Source organism: Acidovorax sp. Root267, assembly GCF_001429215.1.
Taxonomy (GTDB): domain Bacteria; phylum Pseudomonadota; class Gammaproteobacteria; order Burkholderiales; family Burkholderiaceae_C; genus Acidovorax; species Acidovorax radicis.
The window spans coordinates 23,051-42,026 of the sequence record NZ_LMJC01000002.1; the positions used below are offsets into that span (position 1 = coordinate 23,051).

17 protein-coding genes and 2 pseudogenes are annotated in these 18,976 nt (G+C 62.4%); 9 read left to right on the forward strand and 10 right to left on the reverse strand.

Annotated elements, in window-relative coordinates; genetic code table 11:
• Positions 1-32: 32 nt before the first annotated feature.
• The 4 genes from ASE39_RS04425 to ASE39_RS04440 all read right to left on the reverse strand — a co-directional run bounded on the left by ASE39_RS04425 (position 33) and on the right by ASE39_RS04440 (position 4,276).
• Positions 33-599 (reverse strand): thiamine pyrophosphate-dependent enzyme, encoded by a 567-nt coding sequence (locus ASE39_RS04425; RefSeq protein WP_057270353.1) that lies wholly within the window; start codon positions 597-599, stop codon positions 33-35.
• Between the two features lie 3 nt (positions 600-602).
• Positions 603-1,118 (reverse strand): thiamine pyrophosphate-binding protein, encoded by a 516-nt coding sequence (locus tag ASE39_RS04430; RefSeq protein WP_057270354.1) that lies wholly within the window; start codon positions 1,116-1,118, stop codon positions 603-605.
• Entirely contained in the window at positions 1,115-2,575 is a 1,461-nt protein-coding gene (locus tag ASE39_RS04435) for an aldehyde dehydrogenase (RefSeq protein WP_057270355.1), read from the reverse strand. The genes ASE39_RS04430 and ASE39_RS04435 overlap by 4 nt, the downstream gene beginning before the upstream one ends.
• 993 nt (positions 2,576-3,568) lie before the next feature.
• On the reverse strand, positions 3,569-4,276 hold the full coding sequence (locus ASE39_RS04440; protein ID WP_241777053.1) for a TetR/AcrR family transcriptional regulator: 708 nt from the start codon (positions 4,274-4,276) through the stop codon (positions 3,569-3,571).
• 235 nt (positions 4,277-4,511) lie between these two features.
• Here ASE39_RS04440 and ASE39_RS04445 point away from each other — a divergent pair, with 235 nt between their 5' ends.
• The 6 genes from ASE39_RS04445 to ASE39_RS04470 all read left to right on the forward strand — a co-directional run bounded on the left by ASE39_RS04445 (position 4,512) and on the right by ASE39_RS04470 (position 12,220).
• Entirely contained in the window at positions 4,512-4,970 is a 459-nt protein-coding gene (locus tag ASE39_RS04445; protein ID WP_057228333.1) for a (2Fe-2S)-binding protein, read from the forward strand.
• A gap of 3 nt (positions 4,971-4,973) precedes the next feature.
• Positions 4,974-7,223 (forward strand): molybdopterin cofactor-binding domain-containing protein, encoded by a 2,250-nt coding sequence (locus ASE39_RS04450; protein ID WP_057228332.1) that lies wholly within the window; start codon positions 4,974-4,976, stop codon positions 7,221-7,223.
• A 97-nt stretch (positions 7,224-7,320) separates the two neighbouring features.
• Positions 7,321-8,472 carry an MBL fold metallo-hydrolase gene (locus ASE39_RS04455; protein WP_082615333.1) on the forward strand — a complete coding sequence of 384 codons (1,152 nt, stop codon included), beginning with the start codon at positions 7,321-7,323 and terminating at the stop codon, positions 8,470-8,472.
• A gap of 613 nt (positions 8,473-9,085) precedes the next feature.
• Complete coding sequence (locus tag ASE39_RS04460; RefSeq protein WP_057228589.1) at positions 9,086-10,777, forward strand: HAMP domain-containing sensor histidine kinase; 1,692 nt, start codon at positions 9,086-9,088, stop codon at positions 10,775-10,777.
• Positions 10,774-11,463: a response regulator transcription factor gene (locus tag ASE39_RS04465; protein ID WP_057228288.1), complete on the forward strand. Its 690-nt coding sequence runs from the start codon at positions 10,774-10,776 to the stop codon at positions 11,461-11,463. Before ASE39_RS04460 ends, ASE39_RS04465 begins: the two co-directional genes overlap by 4 nt.
• Before the next feature lie 193 nt (positions 11,464-11,656).
• A complete protein-coding gene (locus tag ASE39_RS04470) occupies positions 11,657-12,220 on the forward strand; it encodes a hypothetical protein (protein ID WP_057228286.1) in 564 nt (187 codons plus the stop codon).
• Between the two features lie 320 nt (positions 12,221-12,540).
• Here the strand turns inward: ASE39_RS04470 and ASE39_RS26220 are convergent, their stop codons facing one another.
• Positions 12,541-12,876, reverse strand: coding sequence for a hypothetical protein (locus ASE39_RS26220; RefSeq protein ID WP_140426270.1), 336 nt, complete (start codon positions 12,874-12,876; stop codon positions 12,541-12,543).
• Between the two features lie 16 nt (positions 12,877-12,892).
• On the opposite strand from ASE39_RS26220, the pseudogene ASE39_RS26225 reads away from it, so the two are divergent.
• A pseudogene (locus ASE39_RS26225) lies at positions 12,893-13,052 on the forward strand (IS5/IS1182 family transposase); the annotation flags it as partial.
• 393 nt (positions 13,053-13,445) lie between these two features.
• Here ASE39_RS26225 and ASE39_RS04480 read toward each other — a convergent pair.
• Positions 13,446-13,904 carry an Lrp/AsnC family transcriptional regulator gene (locus tag ASE39_RS04480; RefSeq protein WP_057228282.1) on the reverse strand — a complete coding sequence of 153 codons (459 nt, stop codon included), beginning with the start codon at positions 13,902-13,904 and terminating at the stop codon, positions 13,446-13,448.
• Positions 13,905-14,167: 263 nt separating this feature from the next.
• Between ASE39_RS04480 and metC the strand changes: the two genes are divergently transcribed.
• Positions 14,168-15,343: a cystathionine beta-lyase gene (gene metC / locus ASE39_RS04485; protein ID WP_057228280.1), complete on the forward strand. Its 1,176-nt coding sequence runs from the start codon at positions 14,168-14,170 to the stop codon at positions 15,341-15,343.
• Between the two features lie 140 nt (positions 15,344-15,483).
• Here metC and ASE39_RS27040 read toward each other — a convergent pair.
• A pseudogene (locus ASE39_RS27040) lies at positions 15,484-15,713 on the reverse strand (IS3 family transposase); the annotation flags it as partial.
• A 128-nt stretch (positions 15,714-15,841) separates the two neighbouring features.
• Here ASE39_RS27040 and ASE39_RS25640 point away from each other — a divergent pair.
• Positions 15,842-16,288, forward strand: coding sequence for an NUDIX domain-containing protein (locus tag ASE39_RS25640; RefSeq protein ID WP_010459655.1), 447 nt, complete (start codon positions 15,842-15,844; stop codon positions 16,286-16,288).
• 349 nt (positions 16,289-16,637) lie between these two features.
• On the opposite strand, the gene ASE39_RS04495 is transcribed toward ASE39_RS25640, so the two are convergent.
• From ASE39_RS04495 to ASE39_RS04505, 3 genes are all read right to left on the reverse strand, one after another.
• Entirely contained in the window at positions 16,638-18,164 is a 1,527-nt protein-coding gene (locus ASE39_RS04495) for an IS66 family transposase (RefSeq protein ID WP_181147531.1), read from the reverse strand.
• An 83-nt stretch (positions 18,165-18,247) separates the two neighbouring features.
• Positions 18,248-18,580: an IS66 family insertion sequence element accessory protein TnpB gene (gene tnpB / locus ASE39_RS04500; protein WP_010459652.1), complete on the reverse strand. Its 333-nt coding sequence runs from the start codon at positions 18,578-18,580 to the stop codon at positions 18,248-18,250.
• Positions 18,577-18,969, reverse strand: coding sequence for a transposase (locus ASE39_RS04505; RefSeq protein WP_010459650.1), 393 nt, complete (start codon positions 18,967-18,969; stop codon positions 18,577-18,579). The genes tnpB and ASE39_RS04505 overlap by 4 nt, the downstream gene beginning before the upstream one ends.
• Between the last annotated feature and the right edge of the window lie 7 nt (positions 18,970-18,976).

Consider the following 18,976-nt stretch of genomic DNA (forward strand, 5'->3'; position numbering starts at 1 on the left):
TTGTCTCCTTCTTTTTGTCAAGCCGAGATGGGTCAGCTACTTCTGAGGGCCTGAGCAAATTCGCAGCGTGCGCGTTCGCCATGAATGTGCTCATAGTCAGGTGCAGGTGAGGTGTCACCCGCTTCGAGATGAAGCTCGACGAACGTCGGACCGGGTGCGCTCAACAGCGACTCGGCCCTGGCTGCAAAGGCCGGTAGCGCAGAGAACGATTCGGCATGGCGGTATCCCGCGCTGCGCGCAATCCCGACAAAATCGAGAACGCCTTGTGCCGGGATGGGGTGCCCACCATTCGCTTCGTAGCTTCCGTTGCGCGAGACGAAGTGGATGAGGTTCTTCGGCGCGGCCGCCGCGATGGTGACCAGCGTTCCAAGGTTCATCAGCAAGCTGCCATCTCCGTCGAGCACCACGATGCGCCGCTGCGGCATGGCCAGCGCCAGGCCCAGCGCGTGGGAGGACGCCAAGCCCATCGCGCCCACGGCCACGTAGTTCAGAGGGTGGGGCCGAATCGCGAGCCACTCGAAGGCAGACGAGTAGGTGGACACCACTATGTCGTGGGGCAGAAGATCGGCAAGCAGCCGGAAGCAAGCGTCACGTTTCATGGCTTAGGCACTGGGATAGCGGGTAATGAGGACGGTGAGGGGTTCACTGCGTTCGAAAGCTTGAGTGAGGGCCGGTGCAATCGCGGCGGCTTCGTCGTCATTCCTTGCCAGTCGATACGGCATACCCAGCGCTTCGATCAACGGGATCATTCGGTTGACGCCGTAGTTGACGGACTGCCTCGGATCCTCGGGAGCGTCCACGAACAGCAGGCCCACCAACATGCAGATTGGCTGGCGGTACTCCATTGCGATGGCGCGTATCGCGTTCATGGACGCCATGAATCCCGTGTACTGGATCAAGACGGCCGCGCGCTTGCCGCCCGCCAGGAGCCCGGCGCAGATGGCTATGGCTTCCTCCTCTCGGCATACCCGGACCAGCTTGAGATGCGTGTCTTTGGCGAGCGGGCGCAAGACACCCTCGGAGGTAGTCAGGTCGGGGACAGAAATGACGTACTCGATTCCTGCGCCCTTGAGGGCATTCAGGATGGAAGCGCCCTGAAGCTGGGTTGTGTCGTTCATTGGTACTCCATCCATACGCTCTTGGTTTGCAGGAACTCGCGCACAGCCTCCTGCCCGTTCTCACGGCCGAAGCCGGACCTCTTGAAACCGCCCAGCGGGGTCATGCTGCTCACCCCGCGATAACTGTTGATCCAGACCGTCCCTGCCTGGAGTTCCTTGTGCAGCCGCAACGCGCGGTCCAGATCGCGGGTCCACAATCCAGCCGCCAACCCGAAGGGAGAATCGTTGGCGATTGCGACTGCTTCGGCCTCGGTCTCGAAGCGCATCACGGCGAGCACGGGCCCGAAGACCTCCTCCCGCCACACTCGCATCTGCGGGGTCACGCCGGTGAAAATATGAGGGGGCAAAAACAAGCCTCCACTAGGGAAATTCGAAGAGCGCTCGCCTTTGAACGCGCAAATGGCTCCCTGTTCGTGCGCATCGAAAAGGTGCGACTGGATCATTTCGAACTGGGCGCGGGTCGTGATCGGTCCCATCGCCGTCTCTGCTGAAAGAGGATCGCCAACGACAATGGCACGGGCCCGGTCGATGAGACGTCTAAGGAACTCGTCGTAGATGCCTGCCTGCAGCAAGAGCCGCGAACCTGCGACACAGGACTGGCCGCTGGAAGAAAAGATGCCGACGGCAACCGTCGGAACCGCCCGGTCGAGGTCCGCATCGTCGAAGACGATGACCGGCGACTTACCGCCCAACTCCATCACCGTGGGTTTGAGGTGCTTCGCCGCGAGGGTTGAGACGGCGCGCCCGCCAGCTTCCCCCCCTGTGAAGGTGACTTTCGCGACCTTCGCGTGAGCGACCAGTGCCTCGCCGACCTCGTGCCCGTAGCCGGTCACCACATTCACAACGCCGGCCGGGAACCCGGCCTCAGCCACCAACTTGGCAAAGTGCAGCGTGGAAATCGACGCATGCTCGGACGGCTTGACGATGGTCGTGCAGCCTGCAGCAAGGGCAGGAGCAACCTTCCACGAAGCGATGACAAGCGGGGAATTCCAGGGGGTGATGGCGAGAACCACACCCACGGGCTCATGGCGCGTGAAGTTGAACACCCCATTGCGGTCGACCGGGATGACTTGGGCCTCAAGCTTGTCGACAAGGCCCCCAAAGTAACGCCAATGCTGAGGCAGGTAGGCGTATTGCTTGCGCAGCTCGGATATGGGCTTGCCATTGTCGCGTGCGTCCAACTGCGCGAGCAGCTCCGCGTCCCGTTCCAAGAGGTCCGCAAGGCGGAACATCAGGGCGCCGCGTTGGGTGGGCGTCAGCTTCGCCCATGCGCCGCGCAGCGCTTCATGCGCGGCCGCTGCAGCCACTTCGGCATCCTCCACGCTTGCGCGGGGAATCATCGCCCAGACCTCTTCGGTTGCCGGATTCAGCGAGCCGAGCCACTCTCCACTGCGCGGGTTGTGCGCCTTTCCACCGATCTGCATCGGGTATCGCGCTACTTCGATTTGTTCAGACATGATTCCATCATTCGGACTTTTGGTGACAGGTAATGTGCTTCACCCGACAGTCTCTTCCAAGCTGAATGAAATTTGTTCCGAATAATGGACCTACGTGGAAGGCTTTTCCGAGCGTGGAAAGCTCTGCATGGACGAAATCACGCAATGTTTGCACCTTGTGCTCGACAGGAACGTCGACAGCATCAAGCGAAGAACTGCTACGAAACCACTCTGGAAAACCCATGAGGCGCCGGTTTTTATCGGTGCGATGGAACGAGCGGTCGGGTGGGAACGCACGTGACGCTGGCTTCACCATTCAGGCCGGAAGCTCCCTGCTTGCGATCAAGACAATGCTGCACGTCCAGGTCAAGTACGCATGGATCGAAGCCTCTTGCAATCCCTTTTCGGTGTTGATTCAAGGTCTGCGCACATGTATTTGGATTGCTTGATGGGCAATCGTGTAGGGCCCGCAGTCAGTCGGCTAGGATTTCCTATGCAGATCGAAGCCTCATGGAACTACGTCTCTCGAACTCCACGGTCGAGCGGCAGGTGTTGAGGCAGATGCAGTCGGTCGAGCCAATCGACGTTCAATGACCGCAGTTTCAAGGTCGCCGTCGTCCAGGCCTACGTCCGCGAATGACTCAGCTCAGCCTGAAGCAGCCTCAAATTGCTGGCGTCGGCCTCGCAGCGAAAGGAGCCCGTCACTGCAGGCCGACGTACTTACGATAAGCGCCATCAAGCCGCCCTTGAATTCAGCGGGTGGCGCTAGCCCGAGCGGTCGCTATACGAGGTACAGCTGACGCCCGTCCGCGATCGGTTGGATTGGGGCCGTCGTCAGGTTCTGGTCCTTCACATGGCCGACCCCACGGATGGATTGCGGCAGGCGGGCCAGTTCCAGTGCAGTCGCAGCGCATGCGGGAGCGACTCGGCGGTTGTCCTGAAGGCGTAAGGCTGGCACACGCGTGGGTAGCACGCGGCACCGGGGCAATGGCACACGCTCCAGGCGCTGCCTGCTCAGCCGAGGACGCCGTCGAGCAGCGTATCCAGTGCAGCCTGGACCGGTGCACTTCCAACCTTCTCGGGCATGAGAAGACCGTCGATGCTGAGCATGGTGAGACCGTGCACTTGCGCCCAGCAGGCCGCGGCTTGGCCCTGCAAAGGCCGTTTCTTGAAGGCGCCGGTCTCCTGCCCACGGGCTAGCACGTCCAGCAGCACCCCCAGCGCCGACAAGGCACTTTCGCTGATGTGCGCGACCTGGAGGTCACCCGCGTCGCTGCTGAACATCAGGCGGTACAGCGCAGGGTTGCTCAAACCGAAGGCGATGTACGCGCCACCGACTGCCAGGAACTCTTTGCGAGCGGAGCGCGGTCGAGGAACTATCGCCGCTTTCAACTCTTGGCCTAACTGATCGAAGCCGCGCAACGCCAGCTCTAGCAGCAGCGCGGCCTTGTCAGGGAAGTGCTTGTAGGGAGCGGCATGGCTGACGCCTGCCCGGCGCGCCACCTCGCGCAGTGTGAACTGCCAGCCCTTGTCCTCGCGCAGCATCGCTGAGGCGGTTTCAACGATCGCGCGTCGCAGGTCTCCGTGGTGATATGGCCTATCGACGGCATCCAGCTTCGTGTTCAGCGTCTTTGTTGATGGCGGCAAGTGGCGGCATCCCCAGTATTCCCGGGGCTCATGAATGGGCGTGGTCGCATTATACCAAATGTAGACATAGATCACATTGTTTACGCTGACAACATATCCGTGTATAGTCCGCTCATGTTGTCATCGTCTACATGGGAATCAGAAGCAATAGGAACGCTGACCGCTGCGTTTGAAGTCGCGGCGCAGCCGGCCTTCACGTATCCCCTCAGGTCGGCCTGCGCAGCTTCGTGATCTCCAGGTGATTCGACATGCCGTCGTTCCCTTCGCGGGGGCTTGAGTTCCACATTTCCGTCAACCGGAGAACACCAGAATGAAACTGATCGTCGATGGCAAGGACCATGTGGTCGATGTCGAACCAGAGATGCCGCTGTTGTGGGTGCTGCGCGATGAACTCGGCGTCACCGGCCCCAAGTACGGTTGCGGCGTAGGCCAGTGCGGCGCCTGCACCGTGCACGTGGGCGGCGCTGCGGTGCGTTCCTGCTTGATGCCCGCGAGCGCCGTACAAGCGCCGGTGACCACCATCGCAGGGCTTGGACAGCCGGGTGCGCTGCACGCGGTGCAGCAGGCGTGGATCGAGCACCAGGTCGCCCAATGCGGCTACTGCCAGGCCGGCCAGATGATGACGGCCGCGGCATTCCTGGCCAGCGAGCCGAACCCGACAGATGAACAGATCGATCAGGCCATGTCGGGCAACCTGTGTCGCTGTGGCACGTACCCACGCATCCGTCAGGCGGTAAAGACCGCCGCTTCGCATATGAAAGCGGCTTGAACCATGACCAACATTGCACGCATTGCCCGTCGCACTTTCCTGATCGGCGCCGGCGCCGTGGCCGCCGGCCTGGCGGTGGGCACCTTTCTTTACAAGCGCGACCCGGCGAATCCCTTGCTCAAGGGCCTGTCCGACGGCGCGGCCACGCTCAACCCCTATGTGCGCATCGATGCCAGCGGCATCACGCTGACCACGCCGCGCGCCGACAAAGGGCAGGGAGCGTATTCGATCCAGGCGGCGCTTATCGCCGAAGAGCTGGACCTTGCCTGGGGCCAGTTCCAGGTGGACCCCGGGCCGCCATCCGCCGCCTATTACAACGGCGCGCTGGTGGCCGAGGGCTTTCCCATTGCGGCCACCAGCGACAGCTTCATGGCCCGAACAGGGCGCGGTGCGGGCGACGTGATGGGCAAGATGCTGGGCATTCAGGTCACCGGTGGTTCAACCACCGTGCCCGATGCCTTCGACAAGCTGCGCGTAGCCGGGGCCGTGGCGCGGCAGATGCTGCTGGCGGCGGCGGCGCAACAGACCGGGATACCGGTCGCGCAACTCAAGACCGCCGATGGCCACGTGCTCATGCCCGACGGGAAACGCATTCCCTACACCGCGCTGGCCGCCGCCGCGGGCAAGCTCAGCCCGCCCTCGCAGGTGACACTCAAGCCCGCCAGCGAATGGCGGCTGCTGGGCAAGCCCATGCAGCGGCTGGACATCGTCGACAAGTCCACCGGCGCCGCGGTGTACGGCATCGATCTGCGGATGCCGGGCATGGTCTATGCCACGGTGCGAACCAATCCGCGCTGGGACGGCGGCATCAAGCGCTTCGATGCCGGGAAAGCCGAAGCCGCTAAGGGCGTGCTGAAGGTAGTGCCTATCGCAGGCGGCGTGGGCGTGATTGCCGACAACACCTGGCGCGCCTTCCAGGCGGCCAATCTGCTGGAGATCGAATGGGGCGCGGCGCCCTACCCCTTGACATCGGAAGCGATGTTCAAGCAGGCGGCCGCGTCCTTCACGCCCGAACGCCAGGACAGCCGCTTCAAGGACGAAGGCGATGTCGAAACCGTCTTGAAGGCCGCCGATTCCGCAAGCGTTCTGCAGGCCGAATACCGCGTGCCCTACCTGGCCCACGCGCCGCTGGAGCCCATGAATGCCTTGGTGCTGCTCAAGGACGGCCGCCTGGATATCTGGACCGGCACGCAGGTTCCTCTGTTCGTGCTGGCCGGCGCGGCCGCCGTGAGCGGGCTGGCCGAGGACCAGATCCATGTGCACGTGCAGATCATGGGCGGCAGCTTCGGCGCCCGGCTCGAAGAGGAGTACGTGCGCCAGGCGGTTGAATTGGCCAAGGCCCACCAGGGCGTGCCGATCAAGATGACCTGGAGCCGTGAGGAAGACATGACGCACGACTACCCGCGTCCGCTGGCCATTGCCCGCGCACGCGGCATGGCGGCCAAGGGTCAGGTGCAGGCTTACGACCTGGAAATAGCCTCGCAGTCGGTCAACGCCTCGCAGCTTGGGCGGCAGAAGGTGCCCACCCTCGGACCCGACGTGGCCATCGTGGCCGGGGCCTGGGACCAGCCTTTCGCCATCCCCCACTACCGTGTCACCGGCTATCGTGTGCCGGAGATGGTGCCGGTGAGTTCATGGCGAGCGGTAGGCGCGTCGGGCAATGGCTTTCTGCACGAGTGTTTTCTGGACGAGTTGATCCTCGCTGCCGGCGCCGACCCGCTGGCCGAGCGCCTGCGCCTGTGCTCCCACGAACCCTCCAGACGGGTGCTGCAGACGGTGGGCGAGCTGTCCGGCTGGACCACGCCGCTGCCCAAGGGACGCGGCCGCGGGCTGGCCTTCACTCTGTCCTTCGGTGTACCGGTGGCCGAAGTGGTGGAGGTCTCGGCCACGCCAAAGGGCATCCGCATCGACAAGGCATTTGTGGTTGCCGAACTGGGCCAGGTGCTGGACCCAGTGAATGTCGACGCACAGCTGTCGGGCGCGGTGATCTGGGGCCTGGGCCACGCGATCATGGGCGAGTTGACTTATGCGGACGGCGCGGCACAGCAAACCAACTTCCACAACTATCCCAGCATGCGGCTGTACCAGACCCCGCAGATCGTGACCAGGGCCTTGCAGACCACCGGCAACATCAAAGGCATCGGCGAGCCGGGCGTGCCGCCGGCCGCGCCGGCGCTGGCCAACGCCATCTTCGCCGCCACAGGCCAGCGCATCCGCGAGTTACCGCTGCGCAAGCACGTCGATTTCGTTTGACCATGGCAGGAAGATTCATACCCCCTTGCCGTGCTTTCCCGGTGCGCACTGATTGGCGTCTCCATGCAGTTGATGTTCCAGGCCGCGAGCAAGATCAATGAAACGCCCCTCCTTGCCGCTCGCAGGTGCGATGGCTGCATTGCTGTGCAGCGGTCTGCTCTTGGCCTGTTCGACAGTTTTCAATGACTCGGAGCAACCGCCAATGCAGACCTTTGCCAACCCATATGTTCTGACCGAAGACACAGGCGCCCGGGTGTCCGCCACCTACTTCCTGCGCCGCGCCTGGGTGCAGATCACCCGCGATCTCAGCCGCACCGAGGTGCCGCCCACCGTGCCGCTTGACATCGAAGCCATGGCGCAGCGGCCCTTCGCGGTGGCTTGGTTGGGCCACTCAGCGATGCTGATGCGGGTAGGCAGTCTGTGGGTGCTGCTCGACCCCGTGCTCACCGACACGGCTGCTCCTGTGGCCGGCTTCGGGCCAGCGCGGCTGACCTCGCTGCCGTTGCCGCTCGACGGACTGCCGCACATCGACGTGGTGCTGACGTCGCCCGACCATTACGACCATCTTGACCTGCCCACGGTGCGACATCTGGCCCGACAACGCGGCGGGCCGCCACGCTTCTTTGTGGGTCGGGGCCTCGAGTCCTGGTTCGAAGACCATGTGCAGGCCCCGGCGCACTCCTTTGACTGGTGGCAAGCGGCGACGGTAGGGGCTGTGACATTCCAGTTTGTACCCGCACAGCACAGCAGCGGGCGAGGACCGCGGAAGCACAACACCACGCTGTGGGGTGGCTGGGTCGTGGAAAACGAGGTCGCGGGCTCACTGAGGCGGTTTTACTTCCCCGGCGACACGGCTTACGTGCAGGCGATGTTCAAGGACATCCGTCAGCGCGTCGGGCCCATTGACTTGGCAGCACTGCCAATCGGCGCCTACCAGCCGCGGGCGCAGATGCGTTTCGAGCACATGGACCCGGACGATGCCGTGCGAGCCCATGAGGACCTGGGCGCCGCACGCTCCTTCGGTGTGCATTGGGGGACCTTCCAGCTTGGCGACGAGGAGCCGTTCGAGCCGGCTCGCGACCTCACGGCGGCGACGAAACGACGCGGTGGCGATGGGTTCGGCCTCATTCCGGTCGGCGCAGTTCTCGACGTGGTTTCTGTCAGCGGTGCGGGCGCCGCTCTGCTTGAACCGTCGGATCTGGTTCCCTCAACCGCCAAGGGCGCCCGGGGCGCGATGGATTCAAAGTAAATGCCTCGATGTTGCTGACGAAGAATGAAACAACTGCGACTTTGAACGCATAAGCTGCGACCCTGGACGAATAAGCCGCAAGCGGTGTATTGTCGAGGGCGCCCGAGCGCACCCCGGTTCGTCGAACAAGGGAGCAATCATGGATCAGCAGCGTCGCCGCGCTTGCACAATGCAGTAGATGAGTGGCAGATTCCAGTGCGAACCGATCGACCGTCCTGAAAACTCTGGCGGGCAGCTATAGGCAACCTCCGACATTCGTCCATCAAATTCGCACGGCCGCAATCAGCCTAAATCTGCCGCACCAGAGGTCGGTTCTGCAGCGGTTGCAGTCTGTCATGCTTGAATCGTGACCGACCGCTCAATTGTGCAAAGCGGCCATGCGCAGAGATTGCCACACATAAGGTCTGCAGCATCATTCGCCCATTGGCATCCAGGCCAGCAAAACCTAGGTAGTCGAACGACGTCGTCTTGCCGGCGGTGCAGCGCTCTCGGTTGTAGACGCATTTATGAATTCGGATGCACAGCTATGTGGATCGAAGAAAAAACAAGCTGGGTTATCGTCCGTCCTACTGCTTCAGGCGATCCAGAGGATCGTTCACGAAACCCAATGCTGATGTACCGCGCACGACTCTCCCTCGCATTCGCCGCCCTGGTGGCCCTGGTGTGTATCCAGGCCGCCTTTGTGTACTGGGGCGCCAACCGCGTCAACGACTATGCGCAGCACAGCCGGCTGGCCAGCGACATCCAGTCGGAGCTGCTCGACCTGTCGGCCAACAAGCAGCGGCTGCGGGTGTGGGCCCTGCAGCGGTTGATGAACACCGACGCCCAGCCCGAGCAGCGCGAGCGTCTGGTGGCCGCGATGGTCGCCAGCGCCGCCAACCTGGATGACCTGGTGCAGCGCGATCTGGCGCTGTGGAACGAGATGGTGCGCCGTGAAGGCGTGAGCATGCCGGCCGAGGTGCCCCAGCTCGTGGGCGTAACAGAGCTGATGCGCGACAACATCCAGGCTGTGGAAGCACGATTGGCGCAACTGGTGCCGCTGGAGCAAGGAGCGGACTTTCCGGCCCTGTGGGCTGAACTCACGCAGGTGTTCGACATGGCGCGCGGGCGCGACCTGCGCGAATTGATCAACGGCGCGATTGCGCACCAGCGCGCGGCCGTGCCTGTGGCGCGCGCCGCCACCGAGCGCGGCCTTGATCTGCTGCGCGCGCAGGCCATCGGCATGGCCCTGATCACCCTGGCCGTGGCAGTGGTACTGGCCCTGCACCTCAAGCAACGGTTGCAGCGCCCGCTGGACCGGCTGCTGGAAGGCACCCAGGCCCTGCAGGCCGGCGCACTCGACCACCGGGTGGCCACCGGCTCCAACGACGAATTCGACCGCGTGGCCCAGCACTTCAACGCCATGGCGGCCGAACTGCAGCAACACCGCGCCCAGGCCGACGCCGCCCGCCGTGGCCTGGAAGACGCGGTCCAGGCACGCACACAAGAGCTGAGCGCTGCCCACGACACCCTGCAGCGCCTGGACCAGCGCCGCCGCCAGTTGTTTGCAGACCTGGGCCACGAACTGCGCACCCCCGCCACCTCCATCCGCGGCGAGGCCGAGATCGCCCTGCGCGGCGGCGACAAACCCGTGGACGAATACCGCCAGACGCTGGCGCGCATCGTGGGGGGCGTAGACCAGCTCACCCGCGTGATCCATGACCTGATGCTCATTGCCAAAGCCGACGCCGACCAGCTGGTGATGCACCCCGCACCGGTGGACGTCCATGCACTACTGGGCGACGCTGCTGAGCAGGCGGCCGCCCTGGGCGCGCCCCATGGCGTGCAGGTGCAACTGCTGCCAAGCCCGCCCAGCCCTCAGGAGGGCGGCGATGTGCTGCCGCCCGGCCCAGCGGTCGTCGTGCATGCCGACGCCGACCGGCTGCGCCAGGCCCTGGTGATCGTGCTGGACAACGCAGTGCGCTACTCGGCCAGCGGCAGCACCGTGTGCTTGTGGCTCCAGGCTGCTCCGGGAGGGGTCGAGGTGGTGGTGCGCGATGCGGGCATCGGCATCGACGCGGACGAATTGCCGCACGTGTTCGACCGCTTTGTGCGCGGGCGCAGGGCGCGGGCGCACCGGGCCGATGGGACGGGCATCGGGCTGTCCATCGCGCAGTCCATCGTGCAGGCACACGGCGGGCACATTGCCATCACCAGCGTGGCGCAACAGGGCACCGTGGCCCGTATCGCGCTGCCGTTGATGGACGGCACCACCATAACCCCCGCCCTCAACGCCAAAGCCGCATCACCGGAGCGCCGCGTATGACCCACATCCTGGTCGTGGAAGACGATGCGCGCGTGGCCGACTTCCTGGTGCGCGGCCTCAAGGCCGAGGGCTACCGCGTGGAGCTGGCGCGCACCGGCCCCGAAGGCCTGGCCCTGGCGCGGAGCGCCGAGCCCGGCGTGCTGCTGTTGCTCGACCTGATGTTGCCTGGCCTGAGTGGGCTGGAGCTGTGCCAGACGCTGCGCGCCGAAGGCCACCACCTGCCGGTGCTGATGCTCAGCGCGCTGAGCAATACCGAAGACAAGGTCACCGGACTGCGCCTGGGCGCGGACGACTACCTCACCAAGCCCTTTGCGTTTGAAGAACTGCTGGCCCGCATCGAAGCGCTGCTGCGCCGCGGCCGCGAGCAGCGCCCGCGCGCCAGCACCTTGCACGTCGCCGACCTGGTGCTGGACCTCGAGCGCATGCAAGCCAGCCGGGCCGGCCAGCCTATCGTGCTGACTGCGCGCGAGCTGGCGTTTCTGGAGCTGCTCATGAGCGCCCCCGGTCGCGTGTACAGCCGTGAGCGCATCCTCTCCAACGTCTGGGGCACCAACGAGGACCCGCTGACGAACGTGGTCGATGTGTACGTGCGCCGCCTGCGCACCAAGATCGACGAAGGCCAAGGGCTCGCGCTCATCAAGACCGTGCGTGGCTTTGGCTACCGATTGGACGCCACGGCGGATTGAATCGTGGGGGAGTATGTCCTGGCGCCCGCTTGCCGGGGGGCAGGCGACCTGGCGTTCATCCGTTGTTCATGTGCTGCTCACATGGCTGTAACCCGGCTTTCAGAACCGGTTCATGCCGCTTTGGTGAACTGTAGGTCCCGCTGCAGCCCTTGGGAAAACGGGCGGGAACCAACCAGTTCAACCAGTGAAAACCATGAAAAAACTCACCTGTATCGCCGTTGCCAGCTTCCTGATCGGCGGAGCCATCCTGCCCGCCGCCGCTAAGGGCCCTGTGGTCAACCACGCCATCTCCGAAACCGAAGTGCTGGCGGCCCAGCAAGCTTGGTGCAAGGCGCTGGTCGATATCTCGACGGTGAACACCACCAGCGGCCAGCCGGCAGCCAAGGCTTTGGCCGAGAAGGTGATCGACAGCGCGTACGGCTACCAGATTGGGACCGTGCTGTTCAAGCCGACCCTGACTGAGGTGCCCCAGACCTTTCGCACCACCCGAGAGGGCGCACTCTCGTATTTCGTGGGGGGCAATCCTGCATACCCCAAGGACACCGGGTTCGCTCTGAAGGGCTGGACGAAGTGCGAGATTGCCAATGCTGCAGTCTTCATCTCCGGTGACTCTGCCAATACCATAGGCAACGTGATATTCACGGGCAAGGACGGCAAGGTGACCACCGTGGACAAGAGCTGGGCCTTCGTCAAGGACGATGCGGGCAAGCTGCGCATCGTCGTGCACCACTCGTCACTGCCGTACGCGGGCAACTGATCGGATCGTGTGCCGATTGGCACACGCTACCGAGCACTAAGACGGCTGTGATCGGGAACGCACGACTTGATGTCTGCAGCATCCTCGTTTCGGGGATGTCTGTCGCCGTACCCTTGGGCGGACGAGGATACCTGGCTTAGAAAGGCTGGTGACGTCGATGTAGGATTTCCTGGTGGTGTTGATGCGCCGCCGGCCGCTTCATCCGCAGGCCCCGGGGCCCAACTTGTTCCTGTACCTCACCTGCGAGGTACCTGTGACCTTCAGTGTCACGTTCGTCATGAGGCGGGAAGCAGCGCTTCTGTGCAACTACCAGTACGCGATCACCGGCCTCGAAGCAGTCGTTGATGCGCTTGAAGAAATCGATGTCGGCGAGCAGCAGCGTCGTCGAGAAGCCCCGGTGGGGCGGCATCTACCTCATACCTCATCGCGCGGCGGTTCAGGGCTCCGGTCAGCGGGTCGGTGGAGGCGATTGTTCGTAACCGTTGTTCCGATGCAAGTACCGCCTTGTAGTAGACGTTCGAGAATAAGCCCAATACCAGGAAGCCAGCGCTAGCGTTGAACCACCGTAACAGCGTCGATACATCATCCGCCAGCGTCACTTGGGGTGCGTGGGCATGCGAATACCCATCGAGCGCGAGATAGATGGCGAACAGCACAACGCCATGCATTGGACTTCACCCGTTCAAAGTGATACCCCAGCGCTGGGTGGTGGAGTGCAGCTTTGCGTAGTTGGAGAAGAACAGGCGGTGTGGAAGAACTGCGAGAGGCTACTGAACACCAGCTTGCAGTTCATCCACTTGTATTGTTGGCTCTGCTGCTCAGAATATTTTGAACAGGTCTTAGTCGGCTGACTGACCAAATTTCGCCGTCGACGTTAGGTTGCGTAACCATTGCATGCAGGAGTTTTTGACTTTCACCGAACCATCCATACAAGAGGCCGCGCTCGAGAGGCGCCCCCGTTTCTGACTCTCGAGGTCTCGAACTGGGGCAACCTCCTCACCGACTAGAGCACCCTCCTCAGGTTCCACCAAGCTCGAAGAGCGCAAGCCGGCGCACCACTTTTTTTGGCAATCGCCATAAGTTGTTAGATGCCAGGCCTGCCGCTGTCCAGGGAACGCGCAGCACTAACATTCGCTGGGCGTTATGAAACGCTAACCGGACGGTGTGGCGGCGTGTGGGGGTGCCGGAACCATAGAAGGCGCCAGCATCGGCCACAAATTTGAATTCACAACGGCAGGGTCGTTGAGCGCTTGATCTCCTTGAGCGAGAAACCCGTGTACATCTCCTTGACATTGCCAAGCGTGCGAATCTTGTGCATGGCAAGTTCGTGGAAAGCATTCATGTCGCTCACGACAACTTGCAGCAAGTAGTCGTATTTTCCTGAGACATTGTGGCAGGCGATAACGTTAGGAAGCGCCATTACGCCGCTCTCGAAGCGGTTCATCGCTTTCTCGGAATGGTTGTCAAGCATGATGCTGATGAACGCGAACAGGCCCAAACCCAACTCCCTGGGCTCTAGCGAGGCGTGATAACCCCGAATTACTTTCTCCTCAAGCCGCTTGAGCCGCTTCCAACATGCTGGGGGTGACAGTGCCACACGCGACGCTATCTCTGTATTCGCCAGTCGGCCGTCGGTCTGCAGAAGCTGCAAGATCGCTCGATCGGTATTGTCTAACTCCGCCATTCCATTCTTCCTCGGTACACACATAGGCAGGCCAACCCGCAAGGGTTCACCACTGAAATGTCGAGCTCGTCGCTCCCCTGCAGCCACTTGAGCCGAGATCCGTGGCCTGAGATGTTGCGGCGTCTTCAAAGCTAGTAGTCAGTTAATAAAATTAACCAAATGATCGCACTCTTGGAGCAATTAGAAATCATATTTCTAGAAGGTAGGAACAGAATTTCCAGACCTACAGCCGATGGCTTCTTGCTCCGAGAGAGGACAACGTTATGCACACTGATTTCGAACAACGTGGAATCAACACGGCCCTGGCTCACGCCGGCTCTCATCCGGAAGACCATTACGGCTTCGTCAACCCGCCTATCTACCGCGGCTCCACAGTGGTCTTTCCCAGCGCAGCGACGATGAAGTCAGGTAGTCAGCGCTACCAGTACGGCCGTTGGAACAACCCGTCCACAGAAGCGCTCACCGAGGCGATCAACGTGCTCGAACGTGCACAAGGAAGCGTGCTTTGCTCATGCGGACTGGCTGCCTGTGTCACTGCCATTCTGGCTGTGGTGGGGGCGGGGGATCACCTGTTGGTGCCTGATAGTGTTTACGGGGCCACCCGCCATTTCTGCGACACAGCCGGCAGGCGCTTCGGCTTCGAAACGACCTATTACGACCCATGCATCGGCGCGGGCATCGAAGCGCTGTTTCGCCCGAATACGAAAGCGGTGTTTACCGAGTCGCCCGGGTCACACACTTTCGAGATTCAGGACATACCGGCTATCTCGGAGATCGCGCACCGCCGCGGCGCCCTGGTCATCATGGACAACACCTGGGCCACACCGCTATTTTTCAAACCGCTGACCATGGGCGTCGATCTGAGTGTGATGGCTGCCACCAAGTACGTGGTGGGCCATTCGGACGCGCTCATCGGCACTGTAGCGGCAGGGCCACGCGCTTGGGAGCTACTGAAAGCGTACCAATTTCAGGCAGGTGTTTATGTCGGGCCGGATGACGTGAATCTTGCCTTGCGCGGCCTGCGCACGTTGGGAACAAGGCTTGCGCGCCACCAGGAGAGTGCTCTTAAGGTCGCGAGCTGGTTGGAGGGCCGCGACGAGGTTGCGCGTGTCATATACCCAGCCCTGCCTTCACATCCCAACCATGCACTGTGGCGCCGTGATTTCACTGGTGCCAGCGGCTTATTCTCATTTGTGACCAAACCGGTTTCTCTCGAAGCGGTCGAGGCGATGCTCGATAGCCTTTCATTCTTCTCGCTTGGATACTCTTGGGGCGGATTCGAGAGTTTGGCGATGACCGTCGATCTACGAAAGATGCGAAGTGCCTCCAAGTGGGACGAAGTAGGTCATCTGGTGCGCCTTCACATTGGGCTGGAAGATGCAGCCGATCTGATCGCAGATCTGGAGAAGGGGTTTGCAAGACTTAGTGACGTCGGGTGATCAACACAAGGCCAGAGCTGCGGAGCGGACAAATCCATGAGCACCTTGGAGTCACAAGCACTTGAATGCCTAGCGGCTATCCTTGAATCGCCCCGGGTTTGAACTGGCCCCTAGAAGTTGGACGGTCACGATTCCGCCGATTAGGCGGTGCTTCTCAATCGGTATTCCACCGGACTGAGCCCCTGCAGCCGGAGCTTGATGCGTTCGTGGTTGTAGTAGTTGACGTAATCATGCACGCCGCTTCGAGCGTATCAATGCTATCGGGCCTTTCGAGATGGAAGTACTCGGCTTTCAGGGTGCCGAAGAAGCTTTCAATCGCCGCGTTGTCGAAGCAGTTGCCCTTGCGGCTCATGCTTTGCTCGACTCCGCGTCGCACGAGCATCGCTCGGTAGGGCTGCATCTTGGTAAGCGTCCGGCCAATACATCTTGACCGAAAGCAGTCGCACGCGGCTAGACTTCTGCCATCGGCCAAGCGGCGGTTCAGCATGAGGCACAGCGATGAAAGCCATGTCGAGGCAAACGGTGGGCGTCATCGTTTTTGTTTTGAGGGGATCAGAAAGGGACCGAGAGCTACTGTTCCTGCGTCGTTCAGGTGGCGCCTACGCCGGGCAATGGTGGCCAGTTGGTGGAACCTGCAAATTCGGCGAGGTTCCGCTTCAGACAGCGTTGAGAGAGGTTCTGGAAGAAACGGGACTATCACCGACGGCGATCTATAGTTTTGGCGAGGATATCCCGCACATCGATGGATATTCACGCATTGAGGCCTTCGTCGCCTTTGTGGCCCCCCCGATTTCCATCGTGCTCAACCACGAGCATTCCGAGTTCAAATGGCTATCTGCAGATGAGGCTTCAACGATGGTAGCGGATCCGGCACCTATCCAAAGGCTTAGTGACCGGTTCATGCGAACGGAGCCAGAAGCATCAGCGCTTTTCCTTCGGGCATAGCACGTTTCAAAAAATTGCGAGTCAAACGTGTGCGTCCACGGTCCCAAATGACCCCAAGATCATAGACTGCTTGCAGTCATCGCTCGCCAAGCCGTTGACGCACTCATTGGGAGTGAGCGACCAGTCGGCCGACCTTGCAGGCGATCGGGGGCTATGGGCGGGCCGCCAACGATGTGGCAGTGGGTCCTCTTTGCGGCTGTTAAGCTGCGTCGGAAGCAGGTGCAGAGCAGCGCGCAGGTGGGTCCAAGGCTCACCGCAGCGGCGCACACATCCACGCTGCACACTCGCTGGCGGTGGTGGCCGATTAGGTGTATGGGTGTGACTGCTGGCGGTGGCCCCCGGGCGACGATCAGATGGCGTCGGGTTGCCAGCGATGCGGCAGCAAGTCCTCGATCTGGCTGGCCTTGTGCATCGGCAGCCGTGTGAGGACATCTTTGAGGTAGACGTATGGATCGTGCCCGTTCATGCGCGCTGACTGGATCAGGCTCATGACAGCTGCAGCCCGCTGGCCGGCGCGCAGACTGCCGGCAAACAGCCAGTTGTTGCGACCAATGGCGATCGGGCGGATCTGGTTCTCGATCCAGTTGTTGTCCACCGGTAACTGTCCATCATCGACGAATCGGGTCAACGCCTCCCAGCGCCGCAGGCTGTAGTCCAGTGCCTTGGCGGTGGCCGATCCATCCGGCACTTTCTGGCGCTGCAGCCTCATCCATTCGTGCAAGACGTCGAGCACCGGCTGGGTCTGCCTGCGCCGAATGTCTTGGCGCTGCGTGGCATCAATATCCCTCACCTCACGCTCGATGTCATAGACCCGGGCGAACTGCTGCAGCGCGAACCCGGCGATCTGACTCTTGTTAGCCGCGTGCAGATCAAAGAACTTGCGGCGCGCATGCGCCAGGCAGCCCACCTCCGTCACCCCGCTCGCAATCAGTGCCTTGTAGCCGCTGAAGTCGTCACAGGTCAGGCTGCCTCTCCACTTCCCAAGAAATGCCCGAGCGTGCTCGCCGGCACGCGACTCACAGAAGTCGTAGACCACGGCTTTCATGCTCTCGAACGCCCCAGGCGCGTAGGCCCACAGGTAGGCGCGGTGCGTTTTGCCATCACCCGGCTTGAGCATCGCCACCGGCGTCTCATCCGCGTGAAGCACGCGGTGTTGCAGGATCTCAGCCTTGAGGGCATCCACCAGAGGCTGTAGCCGCACCCCGCATGTGCCCACCCACTGCGCTAAGGTCGAGCGCGGGATGGCTAGGCCGGCACGCCCGAAGATCGTTTCCTGGCGGTACAACGGCAGGTGATCGGCGTACTTGCCCACCAGCACCTGGGCCAGCAGGCCGGCGGTGGGGATGCCTTTGTCGATGACGTGAGCATCCACCGGCGCCTGGGTGATGGTTTCGCACTGGGTGCAGGCCCACTTGCCGCGGATGTGGCGCTCTACGCTGAAGACCCCTGGTACGTAGTCCAGCTTCTCGGCCACGTCCTCGCCGATGCGTTTTAGCGGGCAACCACACCCCGGCGTACGGCAGGTGGTGAACTCGGGTTCGTGATGGATATCGCGGCGTGGCAGATGCGCCGGCAGGGGGAGCCGCTTGGGCTGCTTCTTCTCCTGCAGGTTCGGGGTACCTGGCTCCTGCTGCAGGGCGTCGATCTCGGTGGCAAAAGACGCCAGGTCGGCCTCGATCTCGTCTTCGAGCAGGCTTTTCTGCTCGGGGTTGAAGCGCTCAGACTGTGCGGCGAACTTCATGCGCTTGAGCAGCGAGTTCTCGTGGGTGAGCTTCTCCAGCAAGGCGCCCTGGTGACGAAGCTGGGTCATCAGGCGTGCAGCCATCTCGCGCAGTTGATCGGCGCTCAGATGCTCCAGAGATTGCAACGCCACCACCATGGCCGTCACTGTGCCAGCACCAACACGCGTGCACCATTGACGCATGCACCAATTGGCAAGTACCGATCACTGCCGGAGAGTCAGACCACGGTGATGACACCGCCGTCGGCCAGGCGTTGCCAAGGTAGGCCCATGACCAGCGCATCGAGCTGCTGGCGCTGCAGCGTCAGGTTGGAACTACCGGCCAAGGGCCAGATGAACTTGCCCTGGTGCAGTCGGCGTGCGGCCAGCCAGATACCGATGCCGTCGTGCACCAGGATCTTGATGCGGTTGGCGCGTTTGTTGGCGAACAGGTAGGCATGGTGGGGATAGGCAGCGCCGAAGACGGCAATGACTCGGGAGAGAGCCGTATCCGTGCCGGCGCGCATGTCCAGCGGGGTGGTGGCCAGCCAGGCTGCGTCGATCCGGATCACCGAAGCCAATCCCGCAACCAGTCCGCGCAGGACGACGACGCCTCGACGGGCCAGCTTACCGTGATCACGCCAGTGCTGCGTCGGATCTCGATGCGGATATCCGCCGAGGAGCTCCCCGCTACGCCAACAGGCGCGGCGTCCTCTACCTCAGGCGAGGGAAGGTTCACCGGGATGAACGGATTGATGGGTTTGGGTGCCGCCGCCGGGTGCTCGCGTAGCCAGCGATGAACGATGTTGGCGTTGATGCCGTGGGCCAGGGCCACAGCCGCAATCGATGCGCCATCCGCTCGGCATTGCGCCACGACGTGCGCCTTGAGTTCTGGACCGTAGAAGCGCCGCTTGGGGTTTGGGGCGATCGCCTCGCTCGCCATGGTGTGCATGATCTCCATCGTGCAC

Bases quoted from the DNA above. Each gene is read 5' to 3' on its own strand.
- ASE39_RS04425 (WP_057270353.1), bottom strand. From the start codon at position 599: ATGAAACGTGACGCTTGCTTCCGGCTGCTTGCCGATCTTCTGCCCCAC.
- ASE39_RS04430 (WP_057270354.1), bottom strand. From the start codon at position 1,118: ATGAACGACACAACCCAGCTTCAGGGCGCTTCCATCCTGAATGCCCTC.
- ASE39_RS04435 (WP_057270355.1), bottom strand. From the start codon at position 2,575: ATGTCTGAACAAATCGAAGTAGCGCGATACCCGATGCAGATCGGTGGA.
- ASE39_RS04445 (WP_057228333.1), top strand. From the start codon at position 4,512: ATGAAACTGATCGTCGATGGCAAGGACCATGTGGTCGATGTCGAACCA.
- ASE39_RS04450 (WP_057228332.1), top strand. From the start codon at position 4,974: ATGACCAACATTGCACGCATTGCCCGTCGCACTTTCCTGATCGGCGCC.
- ASE39_RS04455 (WP_082615333.1), top strand. From the start codon at position 7,321: ATGAAACGCCCCTCCTTGCCGCTCGCAGGTGCGATGGCTGCATTGCTG.
- ASE39_RS04460 (WP_057228589.1), top strand. From the start codon at position 9,086: ATGTACCGCGCACGACTCTCCCTCGCATTCGCCGCCCTGGTGGCCCTG.
- ASE39_RS04465 (WP_057228288.1), top strand. From the start codon at position 10,774: ATGACCCACATCCTGGTCGTGGAAGACGATGCGCGCGTGGCCGACTTC.
- ASE39_RS04470 (WP_057228286.1), top strand. From the start codon at position 11,657: ATGAAAAAACTCACCTGTATCGCCGTTGCCAGCTTCCTGATCGGCGGA.
- ASE39_RS04480 (WP_057228282.1), bottom strand. From the start codon at position 13,904: ATGGCGGAGTTAGACAATACCGATCGAGCGATCTTGCAGCTTCTGCAG.
- metC (WP_057228280.1), top strand. From the start codon at position 14,168: ATGCACACTGATTTCGAACAACGTGGAATCAACACGGCCCTGGCTCAC.
- ASE39_RS25640 (WP_010459655.1), top strand. From the start codon at position 15,842: ATGAAAGCCATGTCGAGGCAAACGGTGGGCGTCATCGTTTTTGTTTTG.
- ASE39_RS04505 (WP_010459650.1), bottom strand. From the start codon at position 18,969: ATGGAGATCATGCACACCATGGCGAGCGAGGCGATCGCCCCAAACCCC.